The sequence below is a fragment of the Mucilaginibacter aquariorum genome (assembly GCF_024498135.1).
Lineage (GTDB): Bacteria > Bacteroidota > Bacteroidia > Sphingobacteriales > Sphingobacteriaceae > Mucilaginibacter > Mucilaginibacter aquariorum.
Genome location: NZ_JANHOH010000015.1, coordinates 39,116 through 52,970 on the forward strand (window position 1 = coordinate 39,116; position 13,855 = coordinate 52,970).

A 13,855-nucleotide genomic window follows, 5' to 3' on the forward strand; every position below is an offset into this window, starting at 1 on the left:
TGCTATCCCCAAGTGTTTTAATTATCAGAAGAACAAGCTTGCGGCAATGTTATCTGCATACAGCTTGCCGTGTGGGGTAAGGGTTATTATATTATCATTTTGGTTGATACTGCCATCGTCAAAATAAGGGCCGGCAGCTTTTAAAAGCTCGGTTGAAGCGCCGGAAGCGATGGCGTTTAGTTTATCAAGATCAAGGCCCCAAACGGTACGTAACGATGTCATGATGTACTCGTTCAGGCGGTTGGTTTCTGTCAGTACTTCTATTTCTGCCGGGATGGTATTCTCAGTTAGCGCTTTTATGTATTTAGCATTATTAGCCACGTTCCACTGGCGGTTATCGCCGTTAAAAGAATGTGCCGAAGGGCCTATCCCCAGGTATTTTACACCTTTCCAGTAGTTAGAGTTATGGCGCGAATATTGGCCGGGTTTGCAGAAGTTCGAGATCTCGTATTGCTCAAAACCATTGGCCTGCATGGCATCAAGCATAATGTTAAACTGTTCGGCGCTTTGCTGCTCGCTCATGGCCGGCTGCTTCTTTTTACTGATAAAAGTTGCCAGCGCCGTTTGTGGTTCAACCGTCATGCTGTAAGCTGATACATGGGGGATACCCAACTCAAAAACTTTATTCAGGTTGTGTTTCCATTTCAGATCTGTTAACAGGGGGTAACCGTATATCAGGTCTACTGTAATATTCTCAAACCCGGCATCCTGCGCGCGTTTTACTGATGCTTCGGCTTCGTTGGCGCGATGTACACGGTTCATCCACTGCAAATCCTCATCAAAAAAAGATTGGATACCAATGCTGAACCGGTTAACAGGGGTATGCCTAAAGGCGTTTATCTTTTGCTGGTCCAAATCATCGGGGTTAGCCTCCAGAGTTATTTCGGCATCGGCACTAACGGTGTGGAGCTCGGTAATGGTGTTAATAATGCTGATTATCTCGTCAGCAGAAAGCACGGATGGCGTGCCGCCGCCAAAGTAAATGGTCTCAACGGTTTCATTAGTAAGATAGCTTTTTTGCAGGGTTATCTCTTTTAAAAGGGCCTGCACCATCTCGTCTTTATACTTAGCTGATGTGCTGAAATGAAAATCGCAGTAATGACAGGCTTGCTTGCAAAAAGGGATGTGGATGTATATACCGGCCATGTTTTTAAGGGTAAATAATCGAGAGTAAAGTAAAATAAAATAAAGTAGTTATATAGGTCATTTTCAATATTTTATGTTAATTTATTCTTTTTTACTTTTTTGCAATTGATCTTATTTTATGTTATTTTTGTTACTGGTATGTTACTTTTGGCTATCGTGAGTAACAAAAGTAACAAATAAATTATGGTAACGGTCAGATATAAAAAGTTAAGCAGCGGCAAATTTAGTGCTTATCTCGATATTTATTCAAATACCGTAGAGGGCAAAGGTAAGCGCAATTATGAGTTCCTTAAGATTTATGTCGGTAAGGACTATTCTGTTTCGGGCACCCGGATCACTGAGTCAGACAAAGATAATCTTAAGATCATAAATGCACTTCGCAATAAAAGAGAGAACGAATTGAATTTTTCAGACCACGGTTATAAGCAGCCTGTCAAAGTAAATTACAACCTGTTAGACTACTTTGATCAATGTTTGGCCAAGAAATTTAATTATAAATTGGAGTGCCTTATTATTCACCTTAAGAGGTATTTCCCCAAAAGAGATGTTTTAGTTCAGGACGTAGATGAAGATTTGTTAGACAACTTTCAAAGTTACCTGCTTAACCAGGTCAGTAGAAATACCACTAATGCGTATTTATCCGTTTTTCGGCAACATTTTAATAAGCTGGTAGTTAAAGGCGTGATTACAGCCTCGCCGTTCAGTACATTTAAGATCATTGAAGAAGGCGACACCGAACGCACTACCTTGACCATCGAAGAGGTCAGGACTTTAGCCAATTTTATTCCGAAAAGGGGAAATAGCCAAATTCGGCAGGCGTTTTTATTTTCATGCTTCACCGGTCTGCGGTTCTCAGACGTAAAAAAATTAGTTTATAGTGAAATTGAAAATGACCAGATCACTTTCCGGCCAGCTAAAACCACAAAAAAAATTGTTATGGTGCCACTTACCGAGGATGCCAAGTCAATCTTAGAAAATCTCTCAAAGCACCCGATCAATAAAAAAGTTTTCTGGGATTTGCCATCAAGCCAGGTAGTTAATGTCTACCTAAAGTTTTGGGCACTCGAAGCGGGGCTAAAGAAAAATCTGCACTTCCACGCTGCACGACATACATTCGCCACCATCGGACTAACGTTCGGCATGGACATCTACACAGTCAAAGAAATACTTGGACACAGCAAAATTGAAATGACACAGATTTATGCCAAAATAGTCGATCAGAAGAAAAAGTTTGAAATGTTAAAATTTCCACCCCTCATACAAACAGATAATATTATAAACTATATTCTGTCAATAGGTTACCAAAAAAAACAACATCCCAATTTTCCCGATTCTTTTAAATTTGTAAAGTCAATTTCTGATGTATTAATAGCTGTAGTTGAGCTGTTCAATGATGGGAGTTTGCAGTTAATTGGACTGCCAATTGATGTTGAGGATAATGAAGTAACATACTGGAATGAAAGTAAGTCCGTTTTTGATACTGATGTAATTAACCCAACTTTGGATGAATTTAAGATCATAGAAAATACGTTTACTAAAAACAGATAATTCAAATTTGCTTAGTTAGATTTCCGGCTTTAAAAACCGAGATGATAAACGTTTATGCTAAAGTTGTTGATCAAAATAAAAAAGTAGAAATGTCAAAGTTTCCGAGTTTGTCAGATGAAAAGGATATTCATTGAAATTATAACCGTCATTATATTTTGCATATTTTACAGTTTATTGCCAACGTTTCGCACGACAATAATAATCTGTAGTATTTTACTTGCGCTATGGATTGTACCTGTACAATTGATTTTATCTGTTAGTTACAGAAATTGGCTCGATGAACTGGGTGACCGTTATGGAGGTCTTAGTTTTGAAGATAGGCTGGCGCAAATAAGAAATAGCTTTAAAGGCTTGACCGAGGCTGAATGCCAAAAGCTGCGATGGTTCTATATACAGGCCCTGGTGTTTCACTATATTCTATTAGTAGTATATTCTTTATCAATAATAGTCTGTATCTCTTATTTACTGTACTATGGAAATAATAAATCCAGTCCAATAATGGTTACGGAATCAGTTTTAGCAGCGCTGGTTGTTGCCATAGGAGGATATTTTTTCGGGAGTAATATGTTTTCTTTGAAACGAAAAAAGGTACGTGACGAGATTTATTTTCTTCTGATCAGCAAAGACTGGAAAAGGAAATTAAAAATGCCAGATCAATCCGAATTTACGAGTTCATTTGATGAAATTAATGGTACTTCTTTTTACAGTTTCTGGCTACAGGGTAGGACTTTAGAAGAAAGGAAGGAAACCTTTAATCAGTTCCTGATCAGCCTGAACCTAGGCAGTAAAAATGGTGAACTTTTCCAATTTGATAGCGGCAAAGTTAAGATCGTTTCAGCAGTATATGCCAATGCTGCTAATAAGTCCATCGCAGGTTTTCTTCGGTTCTGTATTGAAGAACACAAGGTGCTTTCCTCAAATATTTTGCATCATAAAAATCGTGAACTTCTACGTGATATTTTTATACTTAATCCCGAAAATGATTTAGTGTTTCTGGAAGGTCAGCGCTATATTACCACCTCGGCAGAATACACAGATGTGTATAAACAAGCGCTCAAAAATTAGGTTAAAACACGAACCTTGATAATACTTAAAGACTTAATATAAGTACGGTCATTCGATACCGATAAACCGTTCGTATAGGTTTATTTTATGCTATTTATTTGCTTCCGAATCAATACGGAATGCAAATGAACATAAATGAAAACACCCGTGTAATAGATCTGAAGGTTTCCGATCTCATTACCATTCTAAAAGAGTCCACTCCAATTCCTGCCGCACCGGTACAGACGTCCGAGGATGACGACGAAATTGGTGGCTACGAAGTGGCAGAAAAAGCTACCGGATACGCCCGGCAAACTATCTACCAACTAAAGTCGAAAGGCAAAATTCCCTATATCGCCATACCCTCTGGCGGTGTCCGTTTTTCCAGAAAGGAAATTCTCAAGTGGCTGATGTCCCATAAAAAACTAACCTATGAGGAAATAACTGCAAAGGCGGATGATTTTGTGTTTAAACGGAGGGCGCGACGTAAATGACAGGTGCTCCATTAGTCGACCATCTCCAGTGCGAATTGCGTCCGGTCCGAATGGCGGCAGTAACCGGCCCGGTCTCCGACACAGGTTCGCTCGCGGTGCACCCGTTGTATTGCCGATGAAAAAAAGCTAATCAACAAATTTTTGAACAAATCTTTAATCCATGCGCAAAATGAATTGCGACGAAGCCAGGCAAATTTCGATAGTCGATTATCTGGCACAATGCGGGTTCCGGCCACAATATATTAAAGGGGTTAACCATTGGTATCTCTCTCCGATTCGGGAGGAAAACACAGCTTCTTTTAAAGTTAACACACAACTCAATGCATGGTTTGACCACGGCATGGGGGTCGGTGGTAATTTTATAGACTTGGGTATCCGGCTGCATCAGTGTACAGTAGAACAATTATTAAGCCTGCTAAGCGCCGGGGATCGTTCTCTTCCTTTTCACCAGCGGGTAAAAGAAACGGTAGTTGAACCAGAGCATAAAATAAAGATCATCCAGGCTGGCGAATTGCAAAACCTGACATTAGTAAAATACCTGCATGAACGTGCGATAGATTATTACACGGCTAAAGCATGGTGCAAGGAAGTACTGTTTACATTGAACGAGCAGCGTTACCTGGCTATCGGCTTTAAAAACAACTCGGGTGGCTACGAACTGCGTAATGCACAGCTTAAATTATCCTCGTCCCCCAAAGATCTGACCTACATCGATCAAGGAGCAGACACGGTTCACGTATTTGAAGGCTTTACAGATTTCTTGTCTTTGCTAACACTAAATGGCCGCGATATGCCTGGCGATTTCCTGGTGTTGAATTCACTCAGCTTTGTGGGCAAAAGTTTGGAGATTTTGCAACAACGTCCCGCTGCCAAATTGTACCTGGATCACGATAAGGCGGCAGCAAAAGAGATGGCTTTCATTAAGCAAACAATTCCGAATGTAGAGGATGCCAGCCGCTTTTATAGCGGCTATAAAGACCTTAATGCCTATCTCAAAATTCAGCAGCAGAGCAGGCGGTTGAGCCTATGAAAAGGATCGGCATGGCGGCATCGGCATTTTCGTTTTTTGCAGAGCCAGCTATGTTTCGGCCCTGCCGAAACTCGCTGGCCCCCCTTCATGCTATCGCATTTGGGGGGATAGAAAAGAATTTATTAAGACAGATTGATGCTTTATCGGCCTTGATTTTAAAGTAAGTCAAATGGAGAAGGAGACACAGAAAGTAAGAGTAGTAAACAAGGGTGGCCGCCCGAAGGCGCAAATAAAAAGAGATTGCCAGTTGACGGTGATGTGTAATATCATAGAGAAAAAGATGATACAGGCCAATGCCAGACGCGCCAGGACAAACGTATCAATTTATCTCCGTCAAGTAGGATTAAATGGCCGGATAACCGTGAAGACTTTGCCGAAGGAAGTGTTGCAATTTACCGGCACCCTAAATCACATGGCGGCCAATTTAAATCAGATCGCCAGGAAGCGGAACAAGGGTGAAGACTTAAATACGCTCGACAGAGCATTGTTGAACCAGGAAGTCAGAGGCTTGCAGAGTATAGTAAAAGAGGTTAAAAATTATTTGGCATGATCGGGAAAATCACTACAGGTAAAAGTTTTCGCGGCTGCATGAGCTACCTGCATGAAGGCCGGTTGCAGGAGAATGAGGAACAGCAAAAGCTGGAAATGGAAAAGAAGCAGGCGGAGGTCATTTATTACAACCAGTGCTTTGGCAACAAGAAAGAATTGATCCGGCAATTTGTAGAGGTAGCGCAGTTGAACCCAAATGTCTGCAAGCCGGTGTTCCACGCCAGTATCAGTTTTGACCTGGCCGACAATGGTAAACTCAGCATACAGGATAAGATCGATATTGCCGAGGGACTGGCCAAAGAGTTTGATTTTGCAGATAGACAATACGTAGTGATTACCCATGCCGATACCGAGCATGAACACCTGCATATTGTTGCCAACCGGATCGGTTTAGAGGGGCCGACCGCGAGCGACAGTAACAGTTATCGGCGCATGGCTGAATATTGCAGGCGGATGGAACAGGCGTACAATTTGACCAAAGTGCTGAGCCCTAACAAATTCCTGAAACCAGAGCAGCGGGTAGCGCAAAGCCAGCGGGTGGATCAACGCAAGGAACATTTAAAAGCACATTTGGCGAGGGCCGTTAAGCAATTTAAAAGCGTAAAGGAAGTCAAAAGCTACATGGAGCAGAAAGGCTATCAGGTGGAACTTGGGCGAGGTATTGCTTTTACCGATCAGCAGCATGTCAGGTTCAAAGGCAGCCAGGTTGGTTACAGCCTGGCCGACATCGAAAAGAAAATTCGGCAGGAGCAGACACAGCGGCAGGTACAGCAAATGCAGCCTAAAAACCAGGCCCGCGATCAACGTCAAGCTTATGGGCAGGAACAACCCAAAAGTTTGGCCGATCAGTTACGGGAAGTGATTAGCGAGAATGAGCAAATAGAGCAGAAAACCTATTTGAAGCGGGAACCGGAAACGCATTATTTAAGGGCAGCCCTGGCAGCTGGCGGCGAATTGTTTGCTGGCCTGCTTCAAAATATGCCGGAAGGGGAACCGGAAACGCCAAGCAAAAAGAAGAAGAAAAAGTTAGGCCAGGATCAAAGCTACCACATAAGCAGGTAGGAAAATTGAATTGTAAAACCATTAATTAATGATAATATGAAGAATGAAGCAACAGCAATCGATGAAGTGACTATGACGGATATGCTCAAAAATATTTTCGAGCATGAAGAAAAAATGCAGAAATACATGGAAACCCAGGCAGTAGAGATTAAGGAAAAAAACACCATGATCGAACGATTGTTCACTGAAAGCAAGAAGCAAAAAGAAGAATTTGCAACCAAGCTGGCCAATATGAAGGTGACTGCGCCAGCTCCTGATCTGTCCATGGTAAAGGAAGCCATTACTGCTGGGCTTGCAGGCATCACTAAAAGCATGTCTACAGACTTTGTTGCGATCAGAGAGACGATCAACAGAGGCCCGGCCCCGATCACACGGAAACTTCAGCTATTCTCAGATGCAAAAACGCCCGAGCAATACAAAGCGGTGCTTTCATGGATCGTCCTTGGATTGATTGGGCTGGTAACATCGGTCGGCACCATTATGCTGATCTGGCACTATATGAATTTAACCCACGTCCGTTAATTCAATTCTGCCATGAACCCATTAAATATAGGGCAGCGGTTTTGGCGGCTGCCCTATCAAACAACCAAAAAAATTAGTAAATTTGATTAACGATGGATAAGAGTATGGAAACACAAATTTTGACAGACGAAAGCGGTGAACCGACAAGAGTGGTGATGGATTACCAAACCTACGTTGAAATGTACCGTCAATTAAACCTGCCATTACCCCCTGCTAAAACCGTACAGGCGCGCAATCCGCTCGACTGGTATACCAGAACTGAAAGCGCTAACTCTATATTAAACGGATTGGTAGCACTGGCCTCGCGGGAAAAAATGAAAGAATCTGAAAAGGCCAATCCCGATCAGCAGCGCATCGAGGAATTGCTGGCTTTACGCAAAGAGGCTATTGAGGCGGTAAACAACAATGATAATTTTTCCAGCCTGGAGCGGATGGATCAGGTCATTGAAAAATACGGTCCTATTTTATTAGCGGAGAAAAAAAAAATCCCGATTTAAGTTCAGAGTATGGAGTAGACCGAACCGAGTCCTTAAAGAACTTGTACACGCTCTCTGAACAACGGTTTGACAAAATTCAACAGATCATTATTGAAGATAACACGGCTATTGCTAAACCATCCGATAGCCCCGTGGTCATTGTCTTAGGTGCCCAGCCTGGTGCGGGCAAAACAGAGTTAGAAAGAATCGCCAGGGCCGAATTGGGCGGTAATATTATTAATTGTAATGCAGACTTGTTCAGAGATTATCACCCTGACGCCCATGAGATCAAATCCCGCTTTGAATCCTACTATCCTTCACTTACTGCCAAAAACGCCCAGGATTGGAATAATGGTTTGAGGGCTTACTGCGAAGACAACCGGCTTAACTATATACTGGAAACAACGTTTTCGTCCGGCCCAGAGATGAATAAGACCATCGATGAACTTCAACAAAAGGGCTACCGTGTAGAGATTAAGCTGCTGGCTATCCATCCCCGGCTGAGTTTGTTGGGCACCCACCTGCGCTTTGAGGATATGAAGTCCCAGGAGAAAGGTGGCAGAATGGTCGGCAAGGAAGTGCATGACCAAAAATATGAGATGGTTGCGCCCACCCTTTATACTGTACAATCTGCCGCATTGTACAACAAACTGCAAATATATGGCCGTAGCGTTGAACCCGTTGAAGGTTCCTTTAAGTTAGGGGTTTATCTGATCGCTACCAATCCGCCTAATCCCTTGCAACTGTTCCAGGATGAAATTGACCGGAAATGGTCGCCGGAGCTTTCAGCAAGTTTTAACCAGGGTGTTCAACATGCGGTTCATTTAATGCAGGCCAGGAACGCCGCTGAGCAGGAGATTAAAGGTTTCCTGAAAGACATGCAGAGTGAATATCTCACCCAAAAACAATTGCACTTGCAAATGGAGCAACAAATAAAGGAGCAGGAATTTGCTGAGCAGCTTAATAAGCGCCTGGCGGGTGAGTTGCCACATATTAATATTAATGGAACAGATTTTACCATAGATCTGCGGTTGGGCGAGTTACGTGAAACAAAAGCACCGGGAAACAGCATTCAATTGCCCCAGATGCAGGCCGGGCGTGCAGGCGAAGCCTATCTCTTTTTCTATCATACGCAAAAACATACCGTTTACGATCCCCCGGCCAATATCAGATCACTGCCGAAAAATGTTGTTGTAGTCGAAATTCCCGTTGAAGCAAAGCTCGATCCGGTAGGTACGGCAGAAATACTTGAGGTTGATATTAAAGAATTTGTCAAAGCCCACCCTATTCAAAACGAGTTGACTGCTGTGGTTAAACAGCTTTTTCAATCTGCCTTACCAGAACTGATCCAGCAAAATTTGAGGAAGGAGGAACCAAAAAGGCAAGAACAAGATCAAAAAAAAGGCAGGAACCCCGACGAAGATTTAGACCAGGGACTTGACTGGGCTCCTAAAATAGGCCGTTGAAATAAGATCACTATAACACGAAAGGGTTAATGGCTATTTCAATGAAAGCAAATCACAACGCGCGAAGCGCGTTGTGATTTGCTTTCATTCTTTGAACAACTGATATTTGCAACAACTTCGTATAAATGTGACATCTGAAAACTGCGGTTGTGATTTGCTTTCATTCTTTGAACAACTGATATTTGCAACAACATACCATAGTTCAAAAGGCTAAATATCAGTTGTTTATGTTCAAAATTAGAATTAAAAAATCCGGTTGCTTAGGCTTCCGAATTTAAAATTCTAAAACAATTCCAATTGCTGCGGGGTGTTTGGAAGCTCCTTTTCTTCCTTAACGGCGGCGAGGCTGTCTTTTTGGAAACAGATGTGACCTGCCGTGAAGATCTGGCTAAATTGACGGCATCAGCTGTTGAGCGGTTTGGCAGGCTCGATGTCATGATCAATAATGCGGGTATCAGCCAATTATATAAGATGGAGGAGCTGGACGTAGAAGGCTGGGAACAGATGATCGATGTTAACCTGAAAGGCACCTTGTATGGTATCGCCGCAGCATTACCTATTTTTAAGGGACAGGGTTCAGGTCACATCATTAATGTGATCTCCACAGCTGGTATCAGCATTGTACCTACCATGGGTGTTTATGCCGGTACCAAAAACGCTGTGCGTACCATCAGCGAAGCCTTACGCCAGGAATCGCAGGGCCGCTGGCGCGTAACGGGTATCTCGCCGGGTTATGTGGCCACCGAATTTGCAAGCAATATCAAAAACGAGGAAGTCAGAAATACCATTCAGCAAAATGCCGATAAAATGGCTATCCCCGCTGAAGCCGTTGCCAGGGCGATTGCTTACTTCATTAAGCAGCCCGATAACGTGGACGTAGGTGATATGGTAATCCGCCCGTCTGTTCAGGGTTGATTCAGTATCTTTATACTGACCAATGAAATTAATAAATCATCGAGCCAAATGGACAAGCCGTTAAAGTTTAATAGTATAACTGATCTGATGCGTAGGCTAAAGTTAGATCCGCCTGCACATCCGATGATCACACTGGTCAACTACGACCAGGTAAAGATAGACCTGCGTGATGCCGGCAGCTGGTTCATGCTCGACTTTTACAAGATCACTTTTAAAAAGGACTTTAACGGCAACGTTAAATACGGCCCGGGCACTTACGATTTTAAAGATGGCGGCATGGCCTTTTTAGCACCGGGACAAATCGTACAAATGACCGCCGACCCCGGGGACTACCAGGGGTATGCCTTATATTTCCATCCCGGATTATTAGGTGGACATTCGCTGGCACAGAACATTCATAACTATGGATTTTTTGATTATGCAGTTGCGGAAGCTTTGTTCCTTTCTGAAAAAGAAAAGCAGATTATGGGTGCGCTTTTTAAAGCGATTGAGATGGAGCTCGATAACCATATCGATCAGTTCAGCGAAAACGTATTGGTATCGCAACTCGAACTGTTGCTCAAATACAGTAACCGTTTTTACAACCGGCAGTTCCTGACCCGGAAGAACATGCACCATGACCTTATCAGCCGGATGAACATTTGGTTGAACGAGCGTTTTGAGGGTGCAGATATGATCATTAACACTTTGCCTTCGCCACAGGATATAGCAACGCATTTGAATGTATCACAGCGCTACCTTTCAGATCTGCTTAAAGCACTTACAGGTAAAACTACGCAGCAGCATATCCATTTGGCATTGATCGAGAAAGCAAAAGTATTATTGAACCAGACAAACCTGACCACAGCGGAGATCGCTTACCTGTTAGGATTTGAGCATCCGCAATCATTCAATAAACTGTTCAAACAGCGCACCAGTGTTTCGCCTGTACAGTTCCGGCGTAATCAGCTAAACTAAATTGACAGCGGTTTTTTGCCAGGCAACGAGGTGTAGATATCACAGGTCCCTTTCTTTGCGCATCATGCTAAGGAAGGCAGCTGTAATCCCCAGGTAGCTGGCAATATGCTTTTGGGATATGCGCTGTTCAAGTCCCGGGTAATGCCTGCGGAATTCGCGGTAACGCTGTTCGGCGGTTTTTGACAGGTTTGACGTAACCCGTCGCTGAAACATGTCAAAACCGTTTTGCGTGAGGATGCGGAAAAAGCGCTCAAACCTGGGCACCTCGACAAATAACCGCTCGAGAGCGGGCAAGGAAAAGTAACACACTTCTGTATTTTCCAATGCCTGGATGGAGTTGGTAGCGGGTTTCGCTTTAAAAAAACTTACGATATCACAAGCCCACCAGTTCCCGGGGAAAAAGCAGAGGTTGTGTTCCTTCCCGTCCTTATCGGTGTGGTACATGCGTAGGCAACCCTCGTTAACAAAATAGATATGCCGTTCGATCTCGCCGGGGCGCAGCAATATGCTGCGTTTAACAACTGTCTTGCGCTGCAACAAGGCAAGCACTTGCTCCTGCTCGTCAGGGGCAAGTGCTATGTGCAAGGCAAAATTGGACAGGATGAGTTCTGACATATCAGCAAGTATAACTTTTAAAAGTCAATTTTGCGCGTCATGAACAATTTCAGTTCCGCTGTTCCGGCCTCACGAAGCGGGTTAGCTATTTCGTGATAGATTTCGCTCTGCGCAATGGTTAAGAACGCTTCAGCACTCGGATATTCTACCACTACAATCTCGTCCCATTTTTCGTCTTCGTCGGCCATAATGTTGGCGACGACCTCGCTCACCAGTTTTACGGTAACACCTTCAATACCCAGTTGCTGCACCACCTGGTTAAATGCGGGTAAATACTGTTCAAAGTAGATCTTTTTGTCCCTGAACCTGATCATGTTCAGCATCAACACAGGCCCCTGGCCCGATTCAATATTCGGCAATGTTATTTTCATGATTTCCTGTTTAAAAAAAGCCTACAATGCGGGTGATGCGTTTCTCGCTGTCAAACTCAAAATAATCCATACCCTCAACCGGGTAACCTTCCAGACGTACGGCCAGCCAGCGGAAACGGCCGCTTTGATGATGTACCTGCGGTTCTGCCAGTACATGAAACGTTCGTGGCCCCATTTGTACGTACGAACTGATGATCAGGTCAGTGATCGCGTCCGGCCCGGTGATGGTATCGGTTAAGCGATCAGTATAAGTACCGGCCGGTGCCCAGCATTTGCTGATCTTCTCCAGGATGGCCTCTCGTTCAGTCTCATTCCACGCACTCGTGTAAGTGAGAATGGTTTCTTCGATGTTCTTCATATTTTCCATAACACAAAGGTCGGAGACCCCGGCCTGAAAAAAGTTCAGGTAGTTGAAGAGTTTAAACGAAATACAACGTGTTTGTTCAATTAAATGAAGCCCTGAATTCCAGCGGCGAACGTTTCGTTTTGCTTTTGAATAACTTACTGAAAGACTGAGAATGCTCAAACCCTAAAGCCCATCTGAATCAACTTAAGGCAGGTTAAGTTATCGGGTGCTAATAAATTCGCCCCCGCTGTCCGCCGATCTGGTTACCCCAGGCCAGGATCACGTTCAATGTCGGAATTAAGGATTTGCCGAAATCTGTCAGGCTGTAAATCACCTTGCTCGGTGGATAACAAAACGGTGTCTTAGTATTCTCATTTATTCCCAGTGTGATCGAATTTGGAGTCAAAATTACCCGGGGCCGGCTGCGCAATAATGCCCACGATCACTCCATTGACTGATCCTGCTCAAGGTTAGTTAAAATATTCGTTAATAACTTAGCAGCTGAAATCCGCTGAAAAACGGCCGAGAGTTGCCCGGCGCACATTTTTAAGTCAAAATAAATAAGTATGAGACCCGCAACGATTTTATATTTCATGTTTTCATTTTTCAGCGCAGGCGCGCAGGATGCCAAAGAAATCGTGAGAAAAGCTGATGAAAAAATGCGGGGCGCCACGATGCAGGCCGAGATAATAATCAAAACTGTCCGCCCGACCTGGAGCCGGGAAATGCAATGCAAAATATGGACCAAAGGGAACCAGCTTTCCATGATCCTCATCCAATCCCCGGCCAAAGACAAGGGTACAGTTTTCTTGAAAAAACGAAAAGAAGTATGGAACTGGATGCCGGTTCTGGAGCGCAACATCAAGCTTCCCCCTTCCATGATGAGCCAGAGCTGGATGGGCACGGATTTTACCAATGATGACCTGGTGAAGGAATCCTCGGTAGTGGAAGATTACAATCAAACCATTTTGGGTGATACCGTTATCCAAAACAAAAGTTGTTATATCATCCGTATGATACCCAAACCGGCAACCGCGGTGGTCTGGAGCAAGGTGATCATATGTATCGACAAAACAGATTTCCTTGAATTGAACAACCGTTTTTTTGACGACGACGGCCAGTTGATTAATACCATGAACAGCTATGATATCAAACTGATGCACGACCGTATCATCCCAACCCGGTTTGAAATGATACCTGCTGATAAAAAGGGGCAAAAAACGATCATGATTTATAGCAATATTCAATACAATAAACCCATCGATGATAATTTCTTCTCGCTGGAGAAAATGAAGACCCTCAAATAAAATGTGG

At 43.5% G+C, this 13,855-nt stretch carries 17 protein-coding genes and 1 pseudogene; 12 read left to right on the top strand and 6 right to left on the bottom strand.

The features are described from left to right. Positions 1-24: 24 nt before the first annotated feature. Complete coding sequence (hemW, locus tag NPE20_RS26015; protein WP_256541644.1) at positions 25-1,146, bottom strand: radical SAM family heme chaperone HemW; 1,122 nt, start codon at positions 1,144-1,146, stop codon at positions 25-27. Between the two features lie 183 nt (positions 1,147-1,329). Between hemW and NPE20_RS26020 the strand changes: the two genes are divergently transcribed. The 11 genes from NPE20_RS26020 to NPE20_RS26070 all read left to right on the top strand — a co-directional run bounded on the left by NPE20_RS26020 (position 1,330) and on the right by NPE20_RS26070 (position 11,209). Next, positions 1,330-2,694 carry a site-specific integrase gene (locus NPE20_RS26020; RefSeq protein ID WP_256541645.1) on the top strand — a complete coding sequence of 455 codons (1,365 nt, stop codon included), beginning with the start codon at positions 1,330-1,332 and terminating at the stop codon, positions 2,692-2,694. A 114-nt stretch (positions 2,695-2,808) separates the two neighbouring features. Further along, positions 2,809-3,759, top strand: a complete 951-nt coding sequence (locus NPE20_RS26025) for a hypothetical protein (RefSeq protein ID WP_256541646.1) — start codon at positions 2,809-2,811, stop codon at positions 3,757-3,759. Positions 3,760-3,884: 125 nt separating this feature from the next. After that, the gene (locus NPE20_RS26030) at positions 3,885-4,232 is read left to right on the top strand and encodes a helix-turn-helix transcriptional regulator (protein ID WP_256541647.1); all 348 of its coding nucleotides are present in this window, start codon (positions 3,885-3,887) and stop codon (positions 4,230-4,232) included. A 169-nt stretch (positions 4,233-4,401) separates the two neighbouring features. Further along, a complete protein-coding gene (locus NPE20_RS26035) occupies positions 4,402-5,262 on the top strand; it encodes a DUF8464 domain-containing protein (protein WP_256541648.1) in 861 nt (286 codons plus the stop codon). Positions 5,263-5,431: 169 nt separating this feature from the next. Beyond that, positions 5,432-5,812 carry a plasmid mobilization protein gene (locus tag NPE20_RS26040; RefSeq protein ID WP_256541649.1) on the top strand — a complete coding sequence of 127 codons (381 nt, stop codon included), beginning with the start codon at positions 5,432-5,434 and terminating at the stop codon, positions 5,810-5,812. Continuing rightward, entirely contained in the window at positions 5,809-6,873 is a 1,065-nt protein-coding gene (locus NPE20_RS26045) for a relaxase/mobilization nuclease domain-containing protein (RefSeq protein ID WP_256541650.1), read from the top strand. Before NPE20_RS26040 ends, NPE20_RS26045 begins: the two co-directional genes overlap by 4 nt. Before the next feature lie 36 nt (positions 6,874-6,909). Beyond that, positions 6,910-7,395 (top strand): hypothetical protein, encoded by a 486-nt coding sequence (locus tag NPE20_RS26050; protein ID WP_256541651.1) that lies wholly within the window; start codon positions 6,910-6,912, stop codon positions 7,393-7,395. 104 nt (positions 7,396-7,499) lie between these two features. Then, positions 7,500-7,892: a hypothetical protein gene (locus NPE20_RS26055; RefSeq protein WP_091171724.1), complete on the top strand. Its 393-nt coding sequence runs from the start codon at positions 7,500-7,502 to the stop codon at positions 7,890-7,892. Between the two features lie 41 nt (positions 7,893-7,933). Then, complete coding sequence (locus tag NPE20_RS26060) at positions 7,934-9,337, top strand: zeta toxin family protein (protein ID WP_256541652.1); 1,404 nt, start codon at positions 7,934-7,936, stop codon at positions 9,335-9,337. A gap of 297 nt (positions 9,338-9,634) precedes the next feature. After that, the gene (locus tag NPE20_RS26065; protein WP_256541653.1) at positions 9,635-10,252 is read left to right on the top strand and encodes an SDR family oxidoreductase; all 618 of its coding nucleotides are present in this window, start codon (positions 9,635-9,637) and stop codon (positions 10,250-10,252) included. 48 nt (positions 10,253-10,300) lie between these two features. After that, positions 10,301-11,209 (top strand): helix-turn-helix domain-containing protein, encoded by a 909-nt coding sequence (locus NPE20_RS26070; protein WP_256541654.1) that lies wholly within the window; start codon positions 10,301-10,303, stop codon positions 11,207-11,209. A gap of 39 nt (positions 11,210-11,248) precedes the next feature. On the opposite strand, the gene NPE20_RS26075 is transcribed toward NPE20_RS26070, so the two are convergent. The 5 genes and pseudogenes from NPE20_RS26075 to NPE20_RS27035 form a co-directional block, all read right to left on the bottom strand. Further along, positions 11,249-11,824, bottom strand: a complete 576-nt coding sequence (locus NPE20_RS26075; RefSeq protein WP_256541655.1) for a Crp/Fnr family transcriptional regulator — start codon at positions 11,822-11,824, stop codon at positions 11,249-11,251. A gap of 17 nt (positions 11,825-11,841) precedes the next feature. Then, entirely contained in the window at positions 11,842-12,195 is a 354-nt protein-coding gene (locus NPE20_RS26080; protein ID WP_256541656.1) for a DUF1330 domain-containing protein, read from the bottom strand. Between the two features lie 10 nt (positions 12,196-12,205). Further along, positions 12,206-12,553, bottom strand: coding sequence for an isomerase (locus tag NPE20_RS26085; protein ID WP_256541657.1), 348 nt, complete (start codon positions 12,551-12,553; stop codon positions 12,206-12,208). An 85-nt stretch (positions 12,554-12,638) separates the two neighbouring features. Then, positions 12,639-12,734: pseudogene (locus NPE20_RS26090) on the bottom strand (AraC family transcriptional regulator); the annotation flags it as partial. Positions 12,735-12,770: 36 nt separating this feature from the next. Then, positions 12,771-12,875 (bottom strand): winged helix-turn-helix transcriptional regulator, encoded by a 105-nt coding sequence (locus NPE20_RS27035; protein WP_256541658.1) that lies wholly within the window; start codon positions 12,873-12,875, stop codon positions 12,771-12,773. A gap of 259 nt (positions 12,876-13,134) precedes the next feature. Between NPE20_RS27035 and NPE20_RS26100 the strand changes: the two genes are divergently transcribed. Continuing rightward, a complete protein-coding gene (locus tag NPE20_RS26100; protein WP_256541659.1) occupies positions 13,135-13,848 on the top strand; it encodes an outer membrane lipoprotein-sorting protein in 714 nt (237 codons plus the stop codon). The last annotated feature ends 7 nt before the right edge of the window (positions 13,849-13,855 follow it).